This window comes from Venatorbacter sp. C2-1, from assembly GCF_022832715.1.
Taxonomy (GTDB): domain Bacteria; phylum Pseudomonadota; class Gammaproteobacteria; order Pseudomonadales; family Oceanobacteraceae; genus Venatoribacter; species Venatoribacter alkanivorans.
This window is the reverse complement of the sequence record NZ_CP094879.1, coordinates 372062-398618: the sequence shown is the minus strand read 5'-3', so window position 1 is coordinate 398618 and position 26557 is coordinate 372062. Positions and strand designations below refer to the sequence as shown.

Here is a 26557-nt window from a genome sequence, read left to right as displayed (position 1 = left end):
CGCGTGCGCGGCACGCCTGGCGACAAGGACTGATTATGAACCGACCTCTCGATCTGTACGATATTCAGGGCAATATCTGTAAAGGCTATGGCCGCTTTGGTTTTCCCAAGGCGCGATACTTTTTTCTCGAATTTCACGACTACGCCGGTGGCCGCAATTTTCTGCAGCAGTTAATTCCGCTGATTACCACCGCCGAACCCTGGAGTGAGAAAAAGCACCCGGATCAATCCGATAAGCCAGCAGCCACCACCAATATTGCCTTTACCTATCACGGTCTGTGCGCACTGGGTTTACCACGCCGCTCCCTCGACGGTTTTCCGCAGGAATTTAAAATGGGCATGAAACCCCGTGCCGCCATTCTGGGTGACAACGGCCCAAGCAGCCCACAGCACTGGGACCCGGTATGGCAGGGTGACACCGTACACGCCTGGGTTTCCATTAACGGTCAGACCCAGGAAGCGGTGGAACAACGCTTCGCCCAGATCGAAGAGCTGATGCAAAACGTACAGGGCAGCGTCAGCATCCGCCCTGGTCATAAAGGCCCGAACGGCAGCCTGCTGCCTTATCAGGATGCCTCTGCCGTTTTTGAAAACGGTAAAGCCACGCCCAAAGAACACTTTGGTTTTGTCGATGGTATCGGCAATCCTTACTTTGAAGGCTGCGGCCATGACCCGGAACGCCTGCCCGGACGCGGTAAACTGAACCGTGATGGTAAGTGGGAGCCGCTGGCGACCGGTGAATTTATTCTCGGTCATATCGATGAAGCCAAAGAATACCCGCTGGCACCGGAACCGCACCTGCTGGCACGCAACGGTACCTACATGGTGTACCGCAAGCTGCACGAAAACGTAAAAACCTTTAACGACTATGTCGAAAATATGGCCAAAGATTTTGACGGTAGCCGCGAATTATTAATGGCTAAATTTTCCGGTCGCTGGCCGGATAACGGCGCCCCGCTGGTGCTGGCACCGGATGATAAAGCCAAGGCCGAACTCGACCGGAAAATGGCAGAATTACAGAAAAAAGCCGCTGAAGGTGATGCCTGCGCTGTTGGTCAGTTAAAAGCTCTGGAAGAACAGTGGATTAATTTTACCTATAACGACGATAAGCACGGAGCAAAATGTCCGATTGGTGCTCATATCCGCCGCACCAATACCCGTGGCTCGCTGGAAACCGAAAAAGGAGCCTTTGACCGTCCGGGTGCACTGGTCGACCGCCGCCGTTTAATGCGCCGCGGACTGCCTTATGGCGGCCATGATGAGCTGACCAACGACAACAGCGAACAGGGCATTATTTTTATGTGCATCAGCGCCAGCCTCGAGCGTCAGTTCGAGTTTGTGCAGCAGCAGTGGGTGAATTACTCCAACGATTTTCATCTTGGTAACGACCGCGATGTATTAATCGGCGCCAACAACGGCAAACTGACCGACAAGCATATTGTTCAGGTGAATCCGAAAGACGGTAAAGCACCGTTTTTCTGCACCCACCTGCCACGTATGGTCGAAACCCGTGGCGGCGATTACTTCTTTATCCCGAGCATTACCGCGCTGGATATGATCGCGCAGGGGATTATTGATCCGACCTGATTTTTGCTCTGTTGCAGTCATAAACATGCCGCTTTAACAGCGGCATTTTTTTATTCCGGATGCTTAGCGCCGGTTTTTTAACAGCAGTTCCGGCAACGGAATATCAGAATCCAGCGGTAAACCCTTAAACCCAGGGGTTGCCGGCATTTCGGACAACACAGGCGACCAGCCATCACTTCCACCGCCAGTGCGATTAAAAAGCCCACCGCCGCCCAGATCGCTGGCACAGAGATGCCAGGGTCAACAATCAGGCTGAGCAGCAAACAACAGGCAAGCCAGATCAACTCGGCACTTACCAGCAGCCACTTCAGCTGCCGGTAACGGGCTCTGACCTCATCCATAATATGTTCTCCGGTCGCAACGGTGCTGATAACTCAGTCGCTGACGCAGACGGAGTATCAGACATTAATTAACCGCGTTATGGCCACTGTTTCCTTCTTCTTGTAATTCCCGCAGCGGCCGTATTTCCACACTGCCGTAACGGGCCGGCGGAATTTTCTGCGCCAGCTGAATGGCCTGATTCAGGTCATTGGCTTCCAGCAGATAATACCCTGCCAGCTGTTCTTTGGTTTCGGCAAAAGGGCCGTCGGTTACCAGCAGTTTATCGTCGCGCACACGGATGGTGGTGGCCGACGGCGACTGCTCCAGCGGCGCACCATCGAGGAAATTCCCGCTCTGCTGCAGAGACCCCACGCAGGCGATGCACTCACGGTTAAGTGCATCCCATTCCTGTTGCGACATCTGGTTCATTGCTGATTCCTGGTAATACACCAGAGCCAGATATTTCATATTTTCTCCTGTTCTTATTTCCGCTCTTATTGCGTTTTTTTTATTGCCACTGCTATTACTGCGGTGCTTTAAAGCCGCTGTTAACCATCCACGGAATGCCCCAGGCATCGACCAGCATACCAAAACCTTCAGCCCAGAACGTTTCGCCAAATGGCATATGCACGCTACCGCCTTCGCTTAACGCATTAAATACCCTGATCGCCTGCTGCATATCATCAATCTGCAGTTGCTGATAAAACCCCTGCGGTTGCTGATACTGGCCCGGCATCGCATCAGAGCCCATCAGTGTGCCCTTACCGTACGTAAGACAGGCATGCATGATTTTATCGCGGTCAGCATCAGTGATAACGCCGGCACAGCCATGTTCATCGGCGTTATTTTCTTCCGGCGGTAATGCCGCAAAGGTCTGCATCACATTAATTTCGCCGCCCAGCAGCTCAGCATAAAACTCAAAGGCTTCACGGCAACGGCCATCAAAGGTCAGATAGGTCGCGCAGCTCTGCGGCTGACGGGTGATTTTCTCAAACACTTTATGGGTGTCGGCAATACCACTGCCCGGCTCAAAATCCGACAGTTCATACAACCGGCGCAGTTCCAGCTGAGCATTACCGCCGCCATCCAGTACCGGCCAGCGTTTCATCCACTCAATGGCTTCGGCTTTATCTTGCACCTCAATCATGGTGAAACCCGCAACCAGCTCTTTGGTTTCGGTAAAGGGGCCATCAGTAACCAGCGCCTGACCGTTGCTGAAACTGATGCGGGCACCCTCTTTACTGGGTTGCAGACCCGTCCCATCGATAAGCACACCGGCATTGGCCAGTTCATTATTAAAGGCTGCCATCTGCGCAATCAGCTCATTGCTCGGCATACAGCCCTGCTCGGTTTCGGCATCCGCCTTTCTGATCACCATAAAACGCATAGTACTTTCTCCATATAAGTTAACGCCTGTTGGCATTAACTAATCGAATGGTGAAAGACGAAATCGACAGACAGATGAAAGTATTTTTAATTTTTTTTATCTGCCGCCTGACGGCACTCGTCGATACGCCGCTGCAGGAAACGCAGCTCACTGCCGGAGCTGGTCAGACTCAGTGCTTTTTCGTAGGCGTGCAGGGCTTCCGCCGGGCGCTGCAGACGCCTTAAGAAGTCGGCGCGGGCCGCATGCAGGAGGTGATAATCGTCCAGCTGGCCATGGCTCAGCAGCTCATCCACCAGAGTCAGCGCCACCTCAGGACCGCCGCCTTCGGTCATCATCGACACCGCCACCGCATGGTTCAGCGCCACGACCGGACTGGGTTCCTGTGTATAAAGACGCTGGTACAGTGCGGCAATCTGGCGCCAGTCGGTTGCGGCAAAATCGCGGGCTTCAGCATGCACGGCAGCAATGGCAGCCTGCAGGCTGTAACTGCCCACCGGCCCCAGCTGCAGCGCCCGAGTAATCCATTCCAGCCCTTCGCGGATCTGTGCGCGGTTCCACAGATCACGGTTCTGGTCTTCCAGCAGAATCAGTTCACCCTGCTCATCTATACGCGCCGCCCGGCGGGCATCCTGCAACAGTAATAAGGCCAGCAGCCCCATACTTTCGCTGTGCTCTTGCGGCAGCAGGGCGCAGAGTAAACGCGCCAGCCGGATCGCCTCAGAGCTTAAATCGTTGCGCAGTGTTTCATCGCCACTGGCCGCCGAATAGCCTTCGTTAAACAGCAGGTAAATCACCTTCAGAACACCGTTTAAGCGCTCCGGCAACTGGTTCTGGGCGGGGATTTCGTAGGGAATATTGGCGTCACGGATTTTATTTTTTGCGCGCACAATGCGCTGGGCGATGGCCGGCGCTTTGCTGACAAAGGCTCGGGCGATGGCTTCGGTCGTCAGGCCACAGACTTCGCGCAGAGTTAATGCCAGCTGTGCTTCCTGCGCCAGTGCCGGATGGCAGCAGGTAAAGATAAGCCGCAGCTGGTCATCGTGAATACTCAGCTCACGCTCAGGGTCAAAATCGTAAAAGCCGTTTTCCAGATCGGTCAGTTGCGGCAACAGGTTGTCATTGAAATGGCTGCGGCGACGCAGCTGGTCGATGGCTTTAAAACGCCCGGCCGAGATCAGCCAGGCAGCGGGATTATGCGGAATGCCATCATGCGGCCATTGTTCCAGCGCGCTCAGATAGGCGTCCTGCAGGGCATCTTCTGCCAGATCAAAGTCTTTCAGCAGGCGCACCAGTGTGGCAAACACCTGACGCGCGACCTGCTGATATATCTGCTCAATCCCTGTCTGCATCACGCATGCATCCTGTCAGCGCCCTGTCACCATAGCCGGCGTCAGTCGCCCGCCAGCACCATGGCTTTAATTTTTACCGCTTTTTCAAAATGATCGAGGCAATGGGTTTTGATCCACCATTCGGCCGCTTCCATCAGCAGGTCCGGATCGTCATTTTTATTGGCGAAAAACGCATAAAAGGATACGCCGACATTATCGCCCTTAGTGGCTATTTTCTTGTCGCAAACCTGCACGATCTTAGCGCGTAGACTGGCTCTCACTGTATTTCTCCGCTGTGTTTCACTGTTTTATCGCCAGGGTCAGCGCGTATTCGGCCAGTTCATCCAGCGTCATATCACCATCGGGTTTATACCAGTTGGTGGTCCAGCTCAGTGCACCGGTTAAGAAGCGGCGCAGAATAAAAGGTTCAATCGCCACCATGCCGGCAGCACGGGCTTCGGCCAGCGCATCCAGCCACAGCTGTTCATAAATATCGCGCAACTTCAGGATGTGCTGCTGGCTGTCGGGTTTGAGTGAACGCCATTCATACACCAGCACACTCATGGCTTCGCCGGTTTCACCGAGAATGGATTGCAGCTCGCAACGGATCAGCGCCAGCACTTTGCCGCGCGGGTCCTGCGCCTGCTGCAGCGCAATGCGCATCAGCGCGGTATTCAGCTGAATGGTCTCTTCCATCACCGCACGCAGAATATCTTCCTTACTGCGGTAATGGTGAAACAGGCTGCCCGACTGTATGCCGATTTCAGCAGCCAGATCACGCACGGTGGTGCGTTCGTACCCCTGCTGTTTAAACAGGCGCGCGGCGGCAGCCAGCAGGCGGCCACGGGCACTGCCCGGGTCCGTAATAACCCCTTCGGCAATCAGTTGTTCTATCACGGGTTTTCCTTATCTGAAGACGTCTGTATGACGAACAGGCCTATTGTAGGGGCAATCCCGGTCAGGCCGCAAAACTAAAAACCAAGCGCTTGCTTGGTTACGCGATGATTGATAGTCTTAGGCAAACGCTAACAACAGGATTTCACCATGCAGGATACCGTCCGCATCGGCTGCGCCTCCGCCTTCTGGGGCGATACCGGCACCGCCGCCCACCAGCTGGTACAGCAGGGTCAGCTCGATTATCTGGTGTTCGATTATCTGGCCGAAGTCACCATGTCGATCATGGCCGGTGCACGCCTGAAAAATCCAGAAGCCGGTTTTGCCCCGGATTTCGTCCAGACGCTTAAGCCACTGCTGCCGGCCATCGCCTCCCAGAGCATTAAGGTGGTCAGTAACGCCGGTGGTATCAATGTTGAAGGCTGCGCCGCGGCGTTGCGCGCGTTAATCGCCGAAGCCGGGCTGAACCTCAGCGTCGGCACCGTACAGGGCGATAACCTCAGCGCACGTCAGGCTGATTTTGCCGGCGTAAAAGATATGTTCAGCGACGAGCCGCTGCCCGGCCGCTGCCTGAGCGTTAACGCCTACCTCGGCGCTCCGGCCATCCGCGATGTCCTGGCCGCCGGTGCCGATATTGTCATCACCGGACGCGTGGTCGACAGCGCTGTGGTGCTGGGCCCGCTGATGCATGAATTTAACTGGAGCGAATCCGATTACGATCAGCTCGCGCAGGGTTCTCTGGCCGGCCATATCATTGAATGTGGTGCGCAGTGTACCGGCGGTAATTTCACCGACTGGCAGCTGGTTGAAAGCGGCTACGCCAATATGGGCTTCCCCATTGTTGAATGCTCTGCCGACGGCAGCTTTGTGGTCAGCAAACCAGCAAGAACCGGCGGCCTGATTTCGCCTTTTACCGTGGGCGAACAGCTGTTGTATGAAATCGGCGATCCGGCCTGTTATTTATTGCCCGATGTCTGCTGCGATTTTACTCAGGTAAATATTGTCCAGAGCGGCGAGCAGCAGGTCCGCGTCAGCGGCGCCTGCGGTTATGCACCACCGGCCGACTATAAAGTCAGCGCTACCTGGATGGACGGCTTCCGCTGCACGGCAACCTTTATGATTGGCGGGCGCGATGCCGTCGCAAAAGGCCAGCGCGTGGCCGAAGCCATTCTGCAGCGCGTCAGCGTGCTGCATTCGGTACTGGGCATGGAGGCTTTTACTGCACAGGATATTGAAATTCTCGGCTCTGAAACCACCTACGGCGCCAATGCCCGCGCTGCAGACAGCCGCGAAGTGATTGTTAAAATCGCCGTACGTCACGCCGATAAAAAAGCGCTGGAAGTGTTCGCCCGCGAAATTGCTCAGGCAGCTACCGCCATGGCACCGGGCTTAACCGGTATTGTTGGTGGCCGGCCAAAACCCAGCCCGAATATCCGCTTATTTTCTTTCCTCTGGCCGAAAGCCGATGTGCCGGTACAGATTCAGCTGGATGACAATAAAACAGCCGTGGCTATCGACTGCGCTGACCATGCTCCGCACTGGCCCTCAGCCAAAATTAATGCCGCCGCTGAAACACCCGACTCTGATATCAGTGTGCCGTTAGTCAAACTGGCGGTAGCGCGCAGTGGCGATAAAGGTAATCACAGCAATATTGGTGTCATGGCGCGCGATGCGGATTATCTGCCATTTATTCAGGCCGCACTGGCACCGGAAAATATCGGCCAGTGGTTCGCCCACGTGCTGGCCGATAACAGCGATGTGGAGCTGTTCGCCCTGCCCGGCTTAAACGCTTTTAATCTTTTATTGCGCAATTCCCTCGGCGGCGGTGGCATGGCCAGCCTGCGCATCGACCCGCAGGGTAAAGCCTTTGCTCAGCAGTTACTGGATTTACCGGTTGCGGTAACACCGGACATTGCTGCCCGGGCCGATGCTGAATATCAGCAGCTGCTGAATCGTTAAGGACACATCATGACCATTCTCACCTCAGAACTCGACAGCAACAGCGAACAGTTCCGCAATAACCAGCAGGCCATGCTGGCAGCGCTGGAAGAATTCCGTGCGGTCGAAGAAAAAGTGCGCGCCAAAGAACAGGAAGCGCAGGAAAAATTTCATAAACGCGGCAAATTACTGCCACGCGAACGTTTAAGTCTGCTGCTGGATGCCGGTTCCGAATTTATCGAACTGGGCTCACTGGTTGGCCATAAAATGCACGACGATAAAGACGGCAGCGGTGCCGGTGGTGGCATTATTGCCGGTATCGGCCGGGTTGCCGGTATCCGTTGTTTAATCGTGCTGAATAACAGTGCGATTAAAGGCGGCACCATTTCTCCCGGCGGTCTGGATAAAATCCTGCGTATTCAGGAAATTGCCCGCGACAACAAACTGCCGGTAGTGACTCTGGCCGAAAGTGGCGGCGCCAACCTCAATTACGCTACCGATGTATTTATTCCCGGAGCTAAAGCCTTTGCCAATCAGGCACGCATGAGTGCTGCCGGTATTCCGCAGGTAACGGTGGTGCATGGTAACGCTACCGCCGGTGGAGCCTATCAGCCCGGTTTATCCGATGTGGTGATTGCTGTACGCGGTAAAGCGAAAATGTTTCTCGCCGGGCCGCCGCTGTTAAAAGCCGCCACCGGTGAAATTGCCACCGACGAAGAATTAGGTGGCGCCGAACTGCACGCCTGCGATGCCGGTACCGCCGAGTATCTGGCCGAAGACGATGCCGATGGTATCCGTATTGCCCGAGATGTCATGGCTGCCCTGCCGTGGAACGCCCAGCTGCCCTATCAGCCAGCCGCCGAATTTAACGAGCCGCTGTACAGCGCTGACGAATTACTCGGTGTGGTTCCGGCCGAAGCCAAACAACCTTACGACGTGCGCGAAATTATTGCGCGTATCGCCGATGGTTCAGAATTTCAGGATTTTAAAAACGAATTTGACCAGCAAACCGTATGTGGATTTTCCCGCATTGGTGGCTTCTCCTGCGGCATTATCGGCAATAACGGGCCGATAACTGCCAAAGGTGCAAACAAAGCGGCACAGTTTATTCAGCTGTGCGAGCAGAACAATATTGCCCTGCTGTTCCTGCATAACACCACCGGTTTTATGGTCGGTACCGAATCCGAGCGCAATGGCATTATTAAACACGGTTCAAAAATGCTGCAGGCGGTCGCCAACGCTACCGTGCCTAAGCTGTCGATTGTGGTCGGCGGTTCTTATGGTGCCGGTAATTATGCGATGTGTGGCCGCGGTCTTGATCCGCGTTTTATTTTCGCCTGGCCAAACAGCAAAACCGCGGTTATGGGTGGTGCTCAGGCCGGTAAGGTATTACGCATTGTCACCGAAGAAAAACAACGCAAGATGGGTGTTGAGCCCGATGAAAAAATGCTCACGCAGTTAGAGCAGATGACCGCCGCCAAACTGGAAATGGGCTCAACCGCCCTGTTCGGTACTGCCCGTCTGTGGGATGACGGCCTGATTGACCCGCGCGACACCCGCACTCTGCTGATGCATCTGTTAAGCATCTGCCACGAAGCGCAGCAGCGGCCGTTACGACCTAACACCTTTGGCATCGCCCGTTTTTAAACAATAATTTCAGGAAATTTTCTCATGCGTCTGACTCAGGAACATAAAGAACTTAAACGAACTGTTAAAAACTTCGTCGAAAACGAGATTAACCCGCATGTCGACGAATGGGAAAAAGAAGGTATTTTTCCCGCCCATGAACTGTTCAAGAAAATGGGTAACCTCGGCCTGCTGGGTATCAGCAAACCGGAAAGTGCCGGCGGTTTAGGTCTGGATTTTTCTTATGAAATGGCCGCCGCTGAAGAAATGGGCGGCATTGCCTGTGGCGGTGTTCCTATGGCCATTGGTGTGCAGACCTGTATGGCGACACCGGCCATTGCCCGTTTCGGCAGTGACTATTTAAAAGAGAACTTCCTCGCCCCCGCCGTTGCCGGTGATATGGTTGCCAGTATCGGCGTCAGTGAACCCGGTGCCGGCTCCGACGTTGCCGCGGTAAAAACCACGGCGAAAAAAGACGGTGACGATTACATTATTAACGGCACCAAAATGTGGATCACCAACTCCACCCAGGCCGATTTTATCTGTCTGCTGGCCAACACCTCAGACGACAAGCCACATTCGAATAAATCCCTGATTGTGGTGCCGATGAATTCTCCCGGCATTACCCTGTCACCACGACTGAATAAATTAGGTATGCGCTCATCCGATACCGCCCAGATCTTCTTCGATAACGTGCGCGTACCACAGCGCAACCGTATCGGTGCTGAAGGTGCTGGTTTTATGATGCAGATGCTGCAATTCCAGGAAGAGCGTATGTACGCCGCCGCCATGTCGCTGGTTGGTATGGAAACCTGCATTAACCAGACCATTGATTACTGCCGTGAGCGCCACACCTTTGGCCAGCCACTGATTGATAATCAGGTGATTCATTTCCGTATGGCCGAATTGCAGACCGAAGTCGAAGCACTGCGCGCCATGGTGTATCAGGCCTGTGAAGGTTATCTGAACGGCGAAGATATGACCCGTCTGGCGTCGATGGCGAAATTAAAATCCGGCCGCCTGACCCGTGAAGTTTCCGACAGCTGTCTGCAGTACTGGGGTGGTATGGGCTTTATGTGGGATAACCAGGTTGCCCGTTTCTACCGCGATAACCGTCTGGGTTCTATTGGCGGTGGCGCTGACGAAATTATGCTCGGCATTATCTGCAAGTACATGGGCATTCTGCCTAAGCGTAAAAAATCCTGAGCGGAGGCGGTATGGAATTTACAACCCTGCAACTTGAGCAGCAGCCCGCCGTCTGGCGTGTACGCCTTAACCGTTCGCAGCTCGCCAACGCCATGAGCCTGACCATGGTGGAAGAACTGCTGACGCTGATGAACAGCGCCCAACAGGCCGACTGCCGTGTACTGGTGATTGAAGGTAATGGCGATCATTTCTGTGCCGGTGGCGATATTAAAGATATGCAGGCGGCCGGTGGCGACAGCGCCCGTCTGGCCGAATTTAATCGCGCCTTTGGCCATATGATCGAAACCGCCAACCGCTTACCGGCGGTGGTTATCTGCGCTTTAAAAGGCGCGGTGATGGGCGGTGGTTTTGGTCTGGCCTGCGTCAGCGATCTGGCCATCGCCAGCAGCACTGCCCGCTTTGCCTTGCCGGAAACCTCGCTGGGTATTTTACCAGCGCAGATTGCTCCTTTTGTGGTGCAGCGTATTGGTCTGACGCAAGCGCGCCGTCTGGCATTATTCGGCAACCGTATAAATGCTGAAGAAGCGCTGCGTTTAGGCCTTGTTCATCAGCTGTGTGCCGACAATGACAGCCTTGAAGCCGAAGTAATAGCCGCTATTCAGCAGGCATTAAAATGCGCACCGGCCGCTACCGCCAAAACCAAGACACTGCTGCATGCGGTCGCCGATGCTGAACAACCGCTGGCGCAATTACTGGATCAGGCCGCACAGAATTTTGCCGCTGCCGTCATGGGCGAAGGACGGGAAGGCGCAATGGCCTTTATGCAGAAGCGTCCGGCCGCCTGGGCTCAGGCCGCTGTGCAGGAGGAAAAGGCATGAATAAAATTCTGGTCGCTAACCGTGGCGAAATTGCCGTGCGCGTATTACGCAGCGCCAAATCCGCCGGTTACGAAACCGTTGCTGTTTACTCCGAAGCCGACCGCAACGCACCCCATGTACAACTGGCCGATCAGGCTGTGTGCATTGGTGCCGCCGCCGTTGGCGACAGCTATTTAAATGCCGCACGGATTATTGCCGCAGCACAACAGACCGGTGCCGATGCCATTCATCCGGGTTATGGTTTTTTATCTGAAAATGCCACCTTTGCCCGCAGCTGCGAGCAGGCCGGTATTATTTTTATCGGCCCGTCCGCCAGCGCCATTGAATTAATGGGCAGCAAGCGTTTATCAAAAATTGCCATGATCGAAGCCGGTGTGCCCTGCATCCCCGGTTACGAAGGGGCAGATCAGAGTGACGAAGCCCTGCACAGCGCAGCGTTAGCCATTGGTTTGCCGGTAATGCTGAAAGCCTCTGCCGGCGGTGGTGGCCGGGGTATGCGTCTGGTGAATGATGCCGCGACCTTAAATGAACATATCCGCTCGGCCCGCTCCGAAGCGCAGAATGCTTTTGGCAGTGGCGAATTAATTATTGAAAAAGCGGTGCTGCAACCACGCCATATCGAAATTCAGGTATTCGGCGATCAGCACGGCAATGTGGTGTATCTGGGCGAACGCGATTGTTCGGTACAGCGCCGTCACCAGAAAGTAGTGGAAGAAGCACCATCGCCGTTTGTGAATGACAACCTGCGTCGGGCAATGGGCGAAGCTGCCGTAGCCGCCGCGAAAAGCTGCGGTTATTACGGTGCCGGTACGGTGGAATTTCTGGTCGATGCTGAGCAGAATTTTTATTTTCTGGAAATGAATACCCGTCTGCAGGTCGAGCATCCGGTGACTGAACTGGTTACCGGACTGGATCTGGTTGCGCTGCAATTACAGGTTGCACAGGGTGAGACGCTGGGCTTCACGCAACAGGATATTACCCTGCAGGGCCACGCCATTGAGGTGCGTTTATACGCCGAAGATCCGGCCAATAATTTCACCCCGCAAACCGGAAAACTATTACTCTGGCAGGCCGCCGATCAGCACAGCATTAACGATGGTATCCGTATCGACTCCGGTATTCAGCAAGGCCAAAAGGTTACCCCGCATTATGACCCGATGCTGGCCAAGCTGATTGCCTTCGGCCGCAACCGCGAAGAAGCACGGCGGCGTTTATTGCGCACCCTGCGTGAATCGCATTTGCTCGGCATTGCCGATAACCGCGCCTTTTTAGCCGCGATTCTGGCTCATCCGGCCTTTATTAACGGCGAGGCAACCACCGCATTTATCAGCGAGCACCTGAGCGACCACGCCAGCATGCAACCGCTGCAGCCTGAGCTTAATGATCTGGCACTGGCGGCGGCATTAATCGCTGCGCCTCAGGGTTTTACCAGCAGTCACAGTGCGGCACGGCCGCTGAAATTAAAACAGGGCGAAACGGTATTTACCCTCAGCATCCGCCGTGACGGCCAGCAATTGCTGGTTAACCATAACGGCGAAGAATGCGCCCTGCGCCTGCTGGAAAAAACCTCATACCTGCTGCGTTATGAAATTGATAATGTGCAACAAAGCATTGCCTGGGCGGAAGATAACGGCCAGCTCTGGCTGGACACGCCGCGTGGTAACCTGTGCTTCAGCGATGTCACGCTGGTCAGCAGCCGCGTCCAGAGCGCCGGTTCCGATCAGGTGCGCGCGGCGATGGACGGTGCCATTGTTACCGTACTGGCTGAAGCCGGCGAGCGCGTAACGAAAGGCCAGACACTGGCGGTACTGGAAGCCATGAAAATGGAACATCCGTTAAAAGCCGGTGTGGATGGCGTGGTGCAGGACATTCTGGTACAGGCCGGTGATCAGGTAAAAGGCCGCCAGTTGCTGATCCAATTACAGGCAGATGAAAGCGCCGAATAATTCTTACATATTAATAAAAAACAGGAGCTGAGCATGGCCAGCCTCAACAATAAAACCATTATTATTACCGGTGCCAGCCGTGGCATCGGGCGCGAAATTGCATGGGCCTGTGCCCGTGACGGCGCCAATATTGTGATTGCCGCCAAGTCCGACGAGCCGAACCCGAAACTCGAAGGCACCATTCATTCCGTTGCCCGCGAAGTGGAAGAAGCCGGCGGTCAGGCGCTGGCGATTAAAGTGGATGTGCGCAGCGAAGAAGACGTCGATAACCTGATTGCAAAAACCGTTGAGCGTTTTGGCGGCATCGATGCCATCATCAATAATGCCGGTGCCATCGCGCTGGCCGGTGTGGAAAGCACGCCGCTGAAAAAACTCGATCTGATGATGCAGGTAAACTTCCGCGCAGTGTTTCTGCTCAGCCAGAAAGCGTTGCCACATCTGAAAAAATCCGACAACCCGCATATTTTAAGCCTGTGTCCGCCACTGGATATGGACCGTCGCTGGCTGCGTAACCATTCGCCTTACACCCTGACCAAGTACGGCATGTCGATGCTGACACTGGGTATGTCGGATGAATTCAAACGCTATGGCATCAGCGTTAATGCATTATGGCCACGTACCGTTATTCACACCGCGGCAACCTCGTTTGGCGGTAAGCAGTCTTTTGACCGCGCACGTAATCCTCTGATTATGGCCGACGCCGCCCACACGCTGCTGCAAACCAGCGCACGTGAAGTCACCGGCCAGTTGCTGATCGATGAAGATTTTCTGCGCAGCCGTGGTGAAACCAATTTCGATCAGTACCGTGCCAACCCGGACAGCGACAAAACCGACTTAATGCCGGATTTATTTGTCCAGGCGCCGGACGCCTATGTGTATGGCGCACAGCCACCACTGGGCGGTTTAAGCGAAGAATAAGGCAGGATAAATATGAGTCTGATCAGTTTACGCAGCGATGACAGCGGTAAGGTTGCCATTATCTCTTTCGATAACGGTGCCAACACTCACAATCTGCAGTTTGCCCGGGAATTTGAGCAACACCTGCAGGCGGTGGAAGATAATATCGATTTTAAAGCGCTGGTAATTACCTCATCCGATGAAAAAAGCTGGAGCCAGGGTCTGGATGTGCCCTGGCTGATGGGCTCCATTCAGGGTGGTCAGCATGATGATGTGAAAGAATTTATGCACACCATGGATCGTTGTCATGCACGGCTGATGCAGCTTCCTGTGCCAGCGATTGCCGCCATTAACGGCCATACTTTTGGCAATGGCTGTGTGATTGCCTGTGCCTGTGATTTCCGTGTGATGCGCAGTGACCGTGGCTACTTCTGTTTTCCGGAAGTGGATATGAGCATTCCCTTTGTACCGGGTTTAATTGATGTGGTGCTGAAGAGTCTGCCGGCGTATCGCTACAACGACATGTTGCTGACCGGCCGCCGGGTTGGTGCAGCGGAATTGCTCGCCGATAACTTCCTCAGCGCTGCGTTTGAAGGCGGCGAAGCGGTACTGGAAGGCGCACTGGCCTTTGCCCGCACCTTTAATAAAAAACGCACTATTTTTGCCGAGCATAAAAAGCGCTTTCACAAGCCGGTACTGGATGCTTTGCGCGAGAAAAACCCGCCGTTTATTGATGCCATGAAACTGCTCTGAGCAGAGCGCTGAACCGCTGACGCGAACACCTGGCCAGCCGCTCTCTGCGGCTGGTTTCTTCTGACAATTTCATCAGTTTAAATTCTGCTAAAAAAACAAGACCATCGTCTCATATTGTCATACTCCCTTCACAACCACAGGTCTAAGATAGTTCCTGCATGGAAGCTTATCTCCGTTGAGTGATCTCACGCCGCCACCGGAGAGCAATAAAAATAACTCTCCACTCTCTCTGTGAGGTCGGTATGAAAAAACCTTCTGTGCGCGCGCTGACCGCCGCATTATTGCTGTCAGGCACTGCGCTGGCAGCCCAGGCCGAAGACAAAGTCTGTCTGTATGAACATGCAGAATATCAGGGCGCCGAATGGTGTTATGGCGTTGGTGATAACAGCTGGATCGGCTCTTCCCGCAACGACAAGGTGTCGTCCATTAAACTGTACGGCAACAGCTATATCGAAATTTTCGAGCACAGCAATTACGGCGGTAAACACAGCCGGGTGATGGCCAACACCTACAAAATGGGCAATATGAATGACGGCATCAGCTCGTTTAAAGTGCGTAACCGCAACAGCAATGATTTTGCCTGTTTATTTGAGCATCCGGGCTTTCGCGGTACACCACACTGCTTGCAGGCCGGTGAAGGTGAATCCGATCTGAATAATGTATTACTGGGCCGTAACAAAGCCTCTTCGCTGCTGGTTGCCGGTAAAGCCAATGTCGAGATTTTTAATTACCCCGGCTTTAACTACAGCAAAGAAAACCGCATCCTGACGCGCAGCACGTCCAATCTGGAAGAACGTCCGGCCGGTTGGGTTGAAGATAATATCGACTCTTTCCGCGTGACTTCACGCGCACCTACCGCTCAGGAAGCTGCGATCGATATTACCGAAGCCGCCGGTTTCCGCAGCCCTATCCGCGAAACCAATGCTCTGGCAGCCCACAACGCGTTTAACAGCACCGCGTATTTTGGCGGTCAGCTGATTCCCGGCCCGAACCATCGCCGTGCATTAATCGAGCAATTGCAGCTGGGTGTGCGTTTCTTTGAACTGGATGTCAGTAAAGGTGGCAGCTACACCAAGGTCTGTCACTCGGTTGATTGCGGCACCACCTTTACCACCACGCTGCGCCGCATGCTGGGTGAAGTGGACAGCTGGCTGAAAGGGGCCGACGCCAATGACGTGGTGTTCTTCTACCTGCAGGACGATATCAACGGTGACAGCAGTGGCTATCAACAGCTGCAGAACGACGTCGCCTGGCTGGGCGATATCGTCTACACCGCCGGTAGTTGTCAGACCCTTCCCTACGACCTGACCTTCGAGCAAATCCGCCAACAGGGAAAACGGGTCTTTATTTATAAAGATGATGGCAGCACCGGCTGTGATATTGCCAAAAGTGTTGCTGTTAACTTTGAGCAAAACAAAGGTGTCAGTGGCCTGAACGTTTATGAAAATCACTTTAACAGCAGCCGCTATGTACGCTCACAGGAATGCATTAACTATTTCTGTAACGACAACGTCAGCGCTGCAGATGCATTAACCGGCCTGCAGAACGGTATCAACGCTTTTGGTCTGGATATGATTGATGAAGGCGATATGGATAACAGCGGTGACCGCCTGAACAACCAGCTTTGGGCAGTCGGACCGGAAGGTGCAGGCTCAGCCTACAGCAATGGCCGCATTGCCCGTTTCCACGCCAGTGGCAATCGTTTTATGAGCGTTGCTGCCGACAACAGCCTGAACTATGCCTGCCGTAACAACAGCGGCCAGTGGGCCATCACTCAGGCGATGGGTAATGCCGCCAACGGTACCGCTGCATGTGCCGCTGAATATCCGGGCTATAGCTATACAACCCCGGCCAGTGCCTATGAAGCGCGCCTGCTGCGTAATGCCATCACCTCCGGCAGCGACGTGCATGTGAACTTTGCGGTCAGCAATGGTCAGTGGTTGCCGGATCGCTGGTAACAGCGTCTGCCGCTCGGCTCTGACCTTAAAATCCCGCGCCTGCGCGGGATTTTTTATTTCCGCTACAGCACAGAAAACTCTGCAGGCATAATGCTGTTTCCAAAGACAGCAGCCAACATCCGATGCGCAAATCAGGCAAGCCGACCACCGCATTAACTGAGCGCAGTTTTTATCGCGCCGGCCCCGACCATCGCAGCGTACTGGGTGGCGTCATTCCGGATTTTCTCACCATCCGTCAGCTGTTTGATTTTCGCGGTGTCGAAATTGGTCGCTGGGTAACACAGGATGAGCAGGAACATGCCGCGGCCTGTTTCTACGATGCATTGTGTGATTTAGCCCAGATTCTTGCCGGCCAGCCATTACCCACAGCAAAAGCCCTGCGCCTGCGGCGCGAGCTGATCTCGTTACGCGGCACGCTGGCATTGCAATATGGCCGTGGTGGCCGCCCTGGCGTATCGGCCCATTATTCGCCGCTGCAACGCAGTTTTGCTTTAGCCAAAAATGCCGGTCCCGGCAGCATTGCTCACGAATGGTTTCATGCCTTCGACCACTATATGGCCACCAAAGCTTTTACCGGCGCACCGGCTATGAGTTTTGCCTCGTCCCTCTGGCTACAGAATAAAAGCGCGACAGAGCATCCGCTGAATACCTTATTGGGCGACTGCTTTAAAGCCATTCTGCTCAGCGTTGATGGCAACGACCCCAGCCCGTTGTTTATTGCTTCAGCCGCGCAGGATAAAGCGCTGAATATCCACTACTACAGTCAGCCGGAAGAACTCTGCGCACGCGCTTTTGAGGCCTTTATTCAGGACGCCAGTATCAAAAATGTTTTTCTGGTAAAAGGCAGCAAAGCATCGGCGGAAGCGCAATCAGGCCTGTATCCACAAGATGAACAGCGCCGCACTATCAATCTGGCTTTCAGCCGCTACTTCTCCGCCCTGTGTCAGGCATTGCTGCGCCAGCCCACAGAATTCAACCGTTGACCTGAAGCATTTATAAAGCCATTTCTTGTAATCTGGCTGTTGTTGTCCGGTAAGATAAGCCTCAGGATATACGTCAGGCAGTGCACTGTCCGGCAATCCTCAAATGTAACGAGTTGAAAAATATTGTCTTTGGCGCTGGAACTTCTGCCAGAGCTGAGGCAAAGGTTACCCCATGTTATTCGATATCCGCACCCTGGTTGCCGTAATGGCAATCACCACCCTGGTCAGTGCCATCACCCTGTTTTTATTCTGGCGCCTGCTGCCGGAAGAGCGCGGCTTACGCCCTGCTGTATTTGGTGCTGCCTGCCAGTCGCTGGCCACCATACTGATTCTGCTTCGTGGTCAAATTGCCGATGTTTTATCCATCTTTGCGTCGAATATATTATTACTGCTGTCATACGCATTGCTGTATCAGACGATGCGTATTTTTTGCGGTAAGACGACCGAGTGGCGCTTGCCTGCAATCATTATTATTGCTCTTGCCCCGGTTTTCTTATTTTTTCCCGGCAATGAATATCTTGGCATGCGGGTAATCGCCAGCGCGATTGGTATTGGCTCGCTGTGTTTTCTGATTGCACTTGTTCTCTACCGTGAACGACAGCAGCAACTACCAGCCCGCCGCGGTGTCGCCATTGCCTTTGCCGGAGCGTCGGTCTGCAGCCTGATCCGCATTGTTGTGACACTGAAGTACCCGCCCGGCGATATTCATTTTCTCGATAAAAGCGACGATTCCCTGATTTTTATCTGGGGCATTATCCTGGCATTTATTTATGCGTTTTCCATCATCATGATGACGTCAGAGAGACTGCGGGAATCACTGAAACAAAAGCTTAATGATGAGCAGAAAGCACACCAGGTTGCCGAGCGGGCTCTGCAGGAACAGCGGGCTTTTGTCACTATGCTGTCACACGAATTCCGCACACCACTGGCTATTATCCGCGCCAATACCGACGCAATAACCCTGCTCTCTGATCATCAGAACAATGATATTGATACCTCGGTGGAACGGATCAATCGTGCCAATTTACGCCTTACCACGCTGGTTAATGGTTGTCTGAACAACGACCGTGTACAGAATCTTCTGACCGACAGCCAGGAAACCTTCAGTGACGTCAACCTGACCGGTGTATTGCAGGAAGTTGCCGATGAATATGACGTGCAGCTGCACGGTGATAACAGATCACCGATCGTCGTACAGGGTGACCGTGATCTGCTATTTATTCTTTTTTCTAACCTGATCAATAACGCGATCAAGCATTCAACCGATCGCAGAAATATTGAATTTTCCTGGTACCTGGATGCTCACGCCGTACATATCGATGTCGCCGATGACGGCCCGGGCATTGCTGCAGAAGCCCGTGAAAAAATATTTGAAAAATACTTCCGCATTAACGCCGACAAGCGCACTCCCGGTACCGGTTTAGGATTGTATTTTGTGCGCGTTATCGCCGGACAACATCATGGAAAAGCAAGGCTGGTCGACGGGGACAGCACCCGTTTCCGCATCAGCCTGCCGTTAAAGGAGAACACATAATGAGCGACATCCGCGTATTGCTTGTGGATGATGAAGACGACTTCCGTGCACCGATCGCCATGATTCTGGCCAGTCAGGGCATGGATGTGTGCCAGGCAGATTCTGCCGAAGCGATGGACTATGTACTGCAGAGTTATCAGCCTGATGTCATCGTACTGGACGTAAACCTGCCCGGAGAGAATGGCTTTGAAGCTGCCCGGCGCCTGAAACAAAAGAACAGCAGTAAAATTATTATGCTGACCGCTTACGGCGCGCTGGAAGATCGCCTGCAAGGTCTGAGCTCTGGTGTCGATTATTACCTGCCCAAACCGGTCGACAGCCGCGAATTGCTGTTAATTATCAGGAACCTGGCCGGCAGACAACAACAGAGTATTCAGCTGCCGCCAGAGGTTCCGGTTCTGCACCAGGAGGCTCCGCTGACAATCCCGGCCGGTGAACAGGTCTGGCAGCTTAATCTGCCGGAGTGGCAAATCATTCTGCCGCAGAAAACCACACAGAATCTGAACTTGTCGGAATTAAAATTATTGCTGAAGCTGGCCAAAACGCCGGGGACAGCAATCTCACGCAAAGAACTTTATGCCGCCCTCGGTTTTAAACAATATGCACCGGAAACCCGCAGTCTGGATGTGATGGTGTCGCGCCTGCGTCGTCGCTGCAAAGCCGATGGCCAGGAAATGCCGATTAAAACCGTTCACAGTATCGGCTATTCCTTTAATGGTGCGATTGAGATTATCGGCAGCTCAGCCCTGGCCGAAGAAGTTGAGGGCATGTAGACCGCTACCGGCAAGCGGCCTCAGTTTCCGCCGGCAACCGACAGTGCCAGCAGCTGGCTGATTTCATTCAGCGAGCGTCCACTGTCGGCACGCCACTGATCAAACGCCTGCTGCACTGTCGCCCGCGCTTTGGCTGAACCCGGCATGCTGTTGGTAACACCTTCAAGCTTCAGTGCGGCCAATACATCGTTGGAATAGATCGGCATATCCACCCCCATACGCCGCAGCCACAGCTGTCCGGTTTTGCCACCAAGACGGGCACCGGATTTTTGCAGGGTGGCGATATTGGCGCAGATATCTTCCGGCTGCCAGGCGGCAAAGAATGCGGCAACCGAGCCATACTGTGCTTCCAGTCCGGCCAGATAATCGGCGTTACTCTGAATAGAACGGGTCTTGCTCCAGTGTTTGATCAGCCCGTCTTCCTTCATCATGGCTTCGAGCTGCTCGTCCGATAACTGACGGCAGTAGGCGAGATTAAATCCGCCGAATACCTGTTCAAAGCGCGGCCATTTATCGTCCACCACCTGCCAGCGGAAACCCGACTGAAACACCGCGCGCGAGGCTTCCGACAACCACTGCGGCGCCGGAATCTGCAACAGCTCTGCCGTGCTTTTGGGCTTCGTCAGGCGCGCTTTGACACTGGCTTCAGAATGACGCGACAGCGCACGTTGTTCGATTTCACTGAAATGGCGGAAAGACATAGCACCCCTCGTAACTGCGGTCAGAAAACCCGTTCAGACTACCAGCATCCGCCACCGTGCGCGCACAAAAAAGCCCGCACAGTGGCGGGCTGAAGCAGATGCAGGAGGAATTCACATGCTCAGGTAGGCAATAGCAAACAGTAATACCGAGCTGATCAGGGTTGCCCACATATGGATATGCAGCATTTCATGTTCGCTGAGCTCATGCTCAAAGGTTTCAGTATCGTCCACGACAATAATCTCAATTGGCCGTCTATGACCATTATTCTAGATCAGCTATGAACGGACGTTCTGTTTATTGCCGGAATTTTCGTAACCATCCTGTGCTGTTTTGTAATCCGGCCACGGAAACGGCTCATTACACGCCCGGCACAGCCATTCAGCACCATAAATCACTTAATACTGTCTGGGGGCTGAAGTGATGCGCAATCTGCGCCTGTAACAGTTCAGCACAGGCGAGGGCATCGGTCTGCGCATGATGCGGGCGGTAAAACGGCAGATGGTAACGGCGGCGGCAATCGGCCAGTCGCACCGAGTCGGGTTTGCGGCCACGCAAACGCTGCCAGAACCCCGGCTCACGACGCACGCGGTATGCCAGAGCCATGGTATCAATCACCGGAAATTCGATGCTTTCACCAATCCTTGCCTGCAGTGCATTGCTGAGAAAACGCCGCTCGATACTGCGGTGATGCGCCACCACCACGCGCCCGGCCAGCTGGGCCAGCAGGTCGTCCAGCACCTTGCTGAGATCCGGAGCTGCGGCAATATCGCTGTGAGTAATACCGTGCACGACAATGGATTCACTGGATAAGCGTGCCCGCGGCCGCACAATCCAGTGCACAGCACCGGCGCAGGAGATCCGTGCCAGTGTCATGGGCACCAGCCCGATACTGACAATACCGCCCTGCTGCGGATCAAGACCGGTGGTTTCAAAGTCCATGGCCACCATAGGAACATCGGCAATGGCCGTGCTGCCGGCCGGTACGCCGGCCTGGTAATACTGTTGCAGAGCCGGGTGACGGGCACTGGCGGCCAGTTCACGGAAACGGGCCGGCCAGTCGACCGCCGACAGATCTTCTCCGCTGAGACTGGATTCATTCTGCAACTGACTGCGGGGCAGATAAAACACGGCTTATACCGCCCGTCCGGGCTGATAACGGAACTTCAGAAACTTCTGCGCATTGCTGAGAATCTGGAAAGCGTCTTTCAGGTTTTTACGCTCAAAATCCGACAGATTTTCCGGCTCGATATTATTATCCGGCTCGGTTCCCGATTGCAGATCCAGCGCCTGATGCCGGATGCGCACCATGGCAATTAATTCCAGCGCGTCGCGCAAATCCGGGCCATTACCCGGCGGTAAAATACCGGCTTCGATGATATCTTCCAGGCGTTCAAACGAATTATGCGCAGCAGAGCCAACCGCCAGCGCATGCACACGGATCAGATCGGCCAGCGGCGCCGTGCCACGTCTTTTCATATTGATGGAATTGGTATGCTTACCGTCGGTCTCCATCACAAAGCCTTTAAAAAATCCCAGTGGCGGTGTGCGCATTAATGCAGCGCGTGCCATACAGGCAAGAAAGCGCGAATTACTGCGTGCCTTACGCCGGATAAGGTCGTTCAGCATGTCGCTCCATTGGGTTTCGCCCCACACCCCTTCAAGATCAAAAAAGATGGCGCTGTTAAGCAGAAACTCCGGTGAGGGGCGTTCAATCCATTCGCTGAAATATTGTTCCCATACTTTTAATGGCTGGCGCCACTGGCGGTTGGTGGCCATCACCTTACCTTTGCAATAGGTATAACCACAGGCCGCCAGCCCATCACACACAAAGGTCGCGAGATTGGAAAAATATTCATCGTGTAATTGCGGATCAAAGCGGTTATCCAGAATCAGGGCATTATCCTGATCGGTAACAATTAACTGCTCTTCCCGTGCCATGGAACCCAGCGCCAGGAAACAATAAGGCACCGGTGGCGGGCCAAATTTTTCTTCCGCCATTTCCAGCAGGCGCTGTTTAAAGCTGCGGCCAATCACCGCCATGGAGCCACCAATCATGCGTGAATTAGCGTCCTCAGCCACCAGTCGGCTGAAGCAGGCGCGTACATCGCTGGCCAATGCCGTCAGCTCTTCCACCGTTTGTGCATTAAAAATACTGCGCACCACAAACAGACTGTTCTGCGATTCATAACGGATAACATCCGCCAGCGCGATCACTCCCAGCGGTAATCCCTGTTTAATGACCGGCAGATGATGCACGTTATACCGCAGCATTAATAAGATGGCTTCGAACACAAACTGATTGTGCTCTACCTTGGTTAATTCGGCGGTCATGATATCGGTTACCGGCGTATCGAATGGCAACCCCGGCGTCACCAGCCGGTCGCGGATATCGCGGTCGGTAACGATGCCCACCAGACGTGACGCCGCCATCGGCTGATCATCCGAGGTGGTCACAACCAATAACGAGGAAACACCTTCTTCGGTCATACGGATAGCCGCTTCACGTGCTGTAGCACTGGCCGGTAAGAGTACCGGTTCGCGGCTGACCAGGGTTTCGATACGGGCCGTCATCAGCTCGTTGGCGTCTTCGCGCCGGGCAACAGCCTGACGCAGACGCGTGCGGTCTTCCACCTCAACCTGATCAGCAAATTCTTCGTTATTATCAAATAATTCGGTAAATAAAGGCTCCGGAATCATATACACCAGCGTGTCTTCCAGCGCATAAACCGGAAAGCGCACACGCTTATTACGCAGCAAACCGAACTCGGCAAAAAAGCCGCCTTCGCTTAAGCGGTTATAAAGTTCACCGTTGCGGCGGAATACCTCAACCGCGCCACTGCGGATCACATACCAGTCATTAATTTCGGCGCCGAATTCCAGAATCTGCTGTCCGGCTTTGAAATAGGTAATGCTGATCTGTACAGCGACCTGCTGCAAAACCTCATCACTCAGGCCGGTAAAGGGCTGGTGCTGACGCAGGAAATCAACAATTTCGATATGTTCTGATTGCATGGCAATTCCGTAAAAAAACAACAGCACAGGAACCCCTGTGCTGTTGTTACTTATAGCCGCTTCAGGCCGCTTTAAGCCGGTTTAGGCTCAGAAGACAAACCTTTAATAATGGAAAAGGTTGCTACCAGTAAAACGATGGTAAAGGGTAATCCGCTCGACACCGCCATCGCCTGCAAAGCCACCAGCCCACCGCCGAGAATCAGGGCAATGGCCACCAGCCCTTCAAAGGTGCACCAGAACACCCGTTGCGGGGTTGGCGCATCGACCTTGCCACCGGCAGAAATCACATCAATAACCAGTGAGCCGGAATCCGATGACGTTACAAAAAACACGATCACCAGAATAATACCGATAAAGGACGTGATCTGCGCTAACGGCAATGCATCCAGCATGGCAAATAACTGCAGCGGCAGTGCCGATTCTGCGGCGCTTTTGTAGCCGTCCTGAACGTACTGTTCAATTGCGGTGCCGCCAAATACCGTCATCCATAAAACACAGGCGGCCGATGGCACCAGCAACACCGACACCATAAATTCACGCACCGAACGGCCACGGGAAACACGGGCGATAAACATACCGACAAATGGCGACCAGGAAATCCACCAGGCCCAGTAGAAGGCCGTCCAGCCGGAGGTGAAATTCACATCCTCCCGCCCAACCGGATTGGAAAGCGCCGGCAAATTCTGGAAATAGGCCAGCATATTGTCAAAAAAGCCGGTCACAATCGCCAGCGTCGGGCCAACGATAATCACAAACAACAGCAACAGAATGGCCAGTATCATATTGATTTCAGACAGACGCTTAACCCCGGCGTCCAGACCGGCAACCACCGACATCATGGCAATGGCGGTAATACCAATCACCAGTACAACCTGCGTGGTATTGCCTTCTGGCAGGCCAAATAAATAATGCAGACCGGAGGCTGCCTGAGAAGCACCCAAACCCAGCGATGTGGCCAGACCAAACAGCGTTGCCAGTACCGCGATAATATCAATGATATGCCCCGGCCAACCCCAGACACGCTCGCCCAGCACCGGGTAAAACACCGAGCGGATGGTCAGGGGTAAACCTTTATTAAACGAAAATAACGCCAGCCCCAGCGCCATAATTGCGTAAATAGCCCAGGGATGAAGTGCCCAGTGATAAATGGTTGCCGCCATACCCAGACGGGCAGCTGCCTCAGCGTCACCCGCCGCAGCTCCCAGCGGAGCCCAATCGGTGCGTACGCCATTTTCTGTACTGATACCGGCAAAGGAACTGCCGAAGTGTGAAAGCGGCTCAGATACGCCGTAGAACATCAGGCCGATCCCCATACCAGCGGCAAACAGCATGGAGAACCAGGCGGTATAGCTGTAATCGGGGGTGGCTTCGGTGCCGCCTAAGCGAATGCGCCCCAGAGGCGAAACAATCAAACCAAGACAGACAATCACAAAAATATTACCGGCACTGAGGAAGAACCAGCTCAGGTTGGTGGTCAGCCAGCTGCGGATGCTGCCGAACAGTGGTTCAACCTGATTGTGAAACAGCAGAGTCAGCAGCACAAAAGCGATAACTGACAGACCAGACACCGCAAACACGCGGTTGTGGATATCTAGCCCAAAAGGGCCAACATTGACAATGATGTTGTCCTGACCGACCTGATAATCAGTGTCGATCGGATTCACATCGCCATCGGGGATCATAGGATCATTTTTTTCAGCCATTGCGGCCAGCCTCCCGTGGTTTATTCAGACCTGCTTATTGCTTACGCGCAGGCTTGGATTTCAGGCGCCGATACAGGATCGGGCAAGTGCATACCAGACTGCTTCACCGGGAAGAAATGCCTGCCAGGGCATCAGTCTGATACAGAAAATGGCCTGAACAGCCTAGCAAAAAGGAAGGTATTGGGCAAAAAACGCCCCTGAACTTTCAATAACCACGGCCATTCCAGCCGAAGTGAGGGCTAACAAATACGGGAGAGAGAGCAACAGCAACAGTCAGGAAGGCAACCTCAGCGCGTCAGAAAATTCTGCACTGCGGTGATCTGATCACGTGCCATCAGCATCGGTGCATGACCGATTCCGGGAAACTCAACCAGCTGGGTATCGTTATGCTGCAGCATGCTGCGCGCCGTTTCGGCCAGCAGTAAATCGGATTCGGCACCACGGATCACCAGCACCGGGCAGTGCACCGCACTCCAGACTGCCGATAAATCGACATCCCCGGTCACCGCGGCAAAGCCATCGGCAATGGCCGGGTCGTAACGCAGGCATAATCCATCGTCACAGCTCTCAGTGCCGTGCAGCGCCAGATGCACCCATTGCTCATCGGTCAGCGGGCCGAAAGGCTGTGCTACCTGACGCAAATACTGTTCGGCTTCGCCAACATGAGCAAAATACGGCGCTTTGCCCACATATTGCCCAAGCCGTGCCAGCGCACTGTAAGGAATAAAAGGCCCGACATCATTCAGCACCAGCTTGCCGATGGTGTCGCCGGGAGCGGCAGCCAGCATCATGCCGATCAGTCCGCCCATCGAGGTGCCTACCCAGTCACAACGGCTGACAGCAAACTCGCTGAACAGATGCGCCAGCAATTGCTGCATCTGTGCGATATACAGCGGATAACCGTACAGCGCCGGCTGTTGCAGCCAGTCGCTGTCACCACGCCCTAATACATCCGGGCAGATTACGCGGTAATGTTCAGCCAGTTTTCCGGCCAGCAAATCAAAGTCGCGGCTGTTACGGGTCAGGCCATGAACACAGAGCAGCAAGGGCTGTTGTTCGTGCAGGCTGTTATGCCACTGCATATAGGCCATGCTGCGCGTCCCTTCCGGGGTCTGAATGTCCAGCCGGTGCTGGCTGTGCAGAATGCTCATAATCTCTCCCTGCCTGAAATAGCGGCAAATACCGCAGGCGC

23 protein-coding genes are annotated in these 26557 nt (G+C 54.1%); 12 read left to right on the top strand and 11 right to left on the bottom strand.

Going from position 1 to position 26557, the window contains the following annotated elements; translation table 11 throughout:
• The first annotated feature begins 35 nt into the window (after positions 1–35).
• On the top strand, positions 36–1586 hold the full coding sequence (locus MT343_RS01695; RefSeq protein WP_145470666.1) for a Dyp-type peroxidase: 1551 nt from the start codon (positions 36–38) through the stop codon (positions 1584–1586).
• Positions 1587–1663: 77 nt separating this feature from the next.
• On the opposite strand, the gene MT343_RS01690 is transcribed toward MT343_RS01695, so the two are convergent.
• From MT343_RS01690 to MT343_RS01665, 6 genes are all read right to left on the bottom strand, one after another.
• A complete protein-coding gene (locus MT343_RS01690) occupies positions 1664–1927 on the bottom strand; it encodes a hypothetical protein (protein ID WP_145470665.1) in 264 nt (87 codons plus the stop codon).
• A gap of 64 nt (positions 1928–1991) precedes the next feature.
• Complete coding sequence (locus MT343_RS01685; RefSeq protein ID WP_145470663.1) at positions 1992–2375, bottom strand: YciI family protein; 384 nt, start codon at positions 2373–2375, stop codon at positions 1992–1994.
• 55 nt (positions 2376–2430) lie between these two features.
• Entirely contained in the window at positions 2431–3294 is an 864-nt protein-coding gene (locus tag MT343_RS01680; protein WP_145470662.1) for a YciI family protein, read from the bottom strand.
• Between the two features lie 86 nt (positions 3295–3380).
• On the bottom strand, positions 3381–4643 hold the full coding sequence (locus MT343_RS01675; protein ID WP_145470660.1) for an RNA polymerase sigma factor: 1263 nt from the start codon (positions 4641–4643) through the stop codon (positions 3381–3383).
• Positions 4644–4684: 41 nt separating this feature from the next.
• Positions 4685–4903 (bottom strand): DUF6500 family protein, encoded by a 219-nt coding sequence (locus MT343_RS01670; protein ID WP_145470659.1) that lies wholly within the window; start codon positions 4901–4903, stop codon positions 4685–4687.
• Between the two features lie 19 nt (positions 4904–4922).
• Positions 4923–5519: a TetR/AcrR family transcriptional regulator gene (locus tag MT343_RS01665; protein WP_186436024.1), complete on the bottom strand. Its 597-nt coding sequence runs from the start codon at positions 5517–5519 to the stop codon at positions 4923–4925.
• Positions 5520–5666: 147 nt separating this feature from the next.
• On the opposite strand from MT343_RS01665, the gene MT343_RS01660 reads away from it, so the two are divergent.
• The 11 genes from MT343_RS01660 (at position 5667) to MT343_RS01610 (ending at position 19948) form a co-directional block, all read left to right on the top strand.
• Entirely contained in the window at positions 5667–7475 is a 1809-nt protein-coding gene (locus MT343_RS01660) for an acyclic terpene utilization AtuA family protein (protein WP_145470658.1), read from the top strand.
• 9 nt (positions 7476–7484) lie between these two features.
• Positions 7485–9101 carry an acyl-CoA carboxylase subunit beta gene (locus tag MT343_RS01655; RefSeq protein WP_145470656.1) on the top strand — a complete coding sequence of 539 codons (1617 nt, stop codon included), beginning with the start codon at positions 7485–7487 and terminating at the stop codon, positions 9099–9101.
• 24 nt (positions 9102–9125) lie between these two features.
• Positions 9126–10286, top strand: coding sequence for an acyl-CoA dehydrogenase family protein (locus MT343_RS01650; protein ID WP_145470655.1), 1161 nt, complete (start codon positions 9126–9128; stop codon positions 10284–10286).
• Between the two features lie 11 nt (positions 10287–10297).
• Positions 10298–11104 (top strand): enoyl-CoA hydratase/isomerase family protein, encoded by an 807-nt coding sequence (locus MT343_RS01645; RefSeq protein WP_145470654.1) that lies wholly within the window; start codon positions 10298–10300, stop codon positions 11102–11104.
• Complete coding sequence (locus MT343_RS01640; protein ID WP_145470652.1) at positions 11101–13050, top strand: acetyl/propionyl/methylcrotonyl-CoA carboxylase subunit alpha; 1950 nt, start codon at positions 11101–11103, stop codon at positions 13048–13050. The genes MT343_RS01645 and MT343_RS01640 overlap by 4 nt, the downstream gene beginning before the upstream one ends.
• 33 nt (positions 13051–13083) lie before the next feature.
• Entirely contained in the window at positions 13084–13968 is an 885-nt protein-coding gene (locus MT343_RS01635) for an SDR family oxidoreductase (protein ID WP_145470651.1), read from the top strand.
• A 12-nt stretch (positions 13969–13980) separates the two neighbouring features.
• Complete coding sequence (locus MT343_RS01630) at positions 13981–14700, top strand: enoyl-CoA hydratase/isomerase family protein (RefSeq protein WP_145470649.1); 720 nt, start codon at positions 13981–13983, stop codon at positions 14698–14700.
• A 242-nt stretch (positions 14701–14942) separates the two neighbouring features.
• Positions 14943–16658 carry a peptidase inhibitor family I36 protein gene (locus MT343_RS01625; protein WP_145470648.1) on the top strand — a complete coding sequence of 572 codons (1716 nt, stop codon included), beginning with the start codon at positions 14943–14945 and terminating at the stop codon, positions 16656–16658.
• Positions 16659–16780: 122 nt separating this feature from the next.
• Positions 16781–17641, top strand: coding sequence for a CLCA_X family protein (locus tag MT343_RS01620; RefSeq protein ID WP_145470646.1), 861 nt, complete (start codon positions 16781–16783; stop codon positions 17639–17641).
• Between the two features lie 172 nt (positions 17642–17813).
• Positions 17814–19175, top strand: a complete 1362-nt coding sequence (locus MT343_RS01615; protein ID WP_145470645.1) for a sensor histidine kinase — start codon at positions 17814–17816, stop codon at positions 19173–19175.
• Positions 19175–19948 carry a response regulator transcription factor gene (locus MT343_RS01610; RefSeq protein WP_145470643.1) on the top strand — a complete coding sequence of 258 codons (774 nt, stop codon included), beginning with the start codon at positions 19175–19177 and terminating at the stop codon, positions 19946–19948. The genes MT343_RS01615 and MT343_RS01610 overlap by 1 nt, the downstream gene beginning before the upstream one ends.
• A 20-nt stretch (positions 19949–19968) precedes the next feature.
• Here MT343_RS01610 and MT343_RS01605 read toward each other — a convergent pair whose 3' ends face one another.
• The 5 genes from MT343_RS01605 to MT343_RS01585 all read right to left on the bottom strand — a co-directional run bounded on the left by MT343_RS01605 (position 19969) and on the right by MT343_RS01585 (position 26516).
• On the bottom strand, positions 19969–20649 hold the full coding sequence (locus MT343_RS01605; RefSeq protein ID WP_145470641.1) for a DNA-3-methyladenine glycosylase I: 681 nt from the start codon (positions 20647–20649) through the stop codon (positions 19969–19971).
• 379 nt (positions 20650–21028) lie between these two features.
• Positions 21029–21778, bottom strand: coding sequence for a 3'-5' exonuclease (locus MT343_RS01600; protein WP_145470639.1), 750 nt, complete (start codon positions 21776–21778; stop codon positions 21029–21031).
• A gap of 3 nt (positions 21779–21781) precedes the next feature.
• The gene (locus MT343_RS01595) at positions 21782–23662 is read right to left on the bottom strand and encodes a DUF294 nucleotidyltransferase-like domain-containing protein (RefSeq protein ID WP_145470637.1); all 1881 of its coding nucleotides are present in this window, start codon (positions 23660–23662) and stop codon (positions 21782–21784) included.
• A gap of 71 nt (positions 23663–23733) precedes the next feature.
• Positions 23734–25365 carry a BCCT family transporter gene (locus MT343_RS01590; RefSeq protein WP_145470635.1) on the bottom strand — a complete coding sequence of 544 codons (1632 nt, stop codon included), beginning with the start codon at positions 25363–25365 and terminating at the stop codon, positions 23734–23736.
• 287 nt (positions 25366–25652) lie between these two features.
• Positions 25653–26516, bottom strand: a complete 864-nt coding sequence (locus MT343_RS01585) for an alpha/beta fold hydrolase (RefSeq protein ID WP_145470634.1) — start codon at positions 26514–26516, stop codon at positions 25653–25655.
• Positions 26517–26557 lie beyond the last annotated feature (41 nt).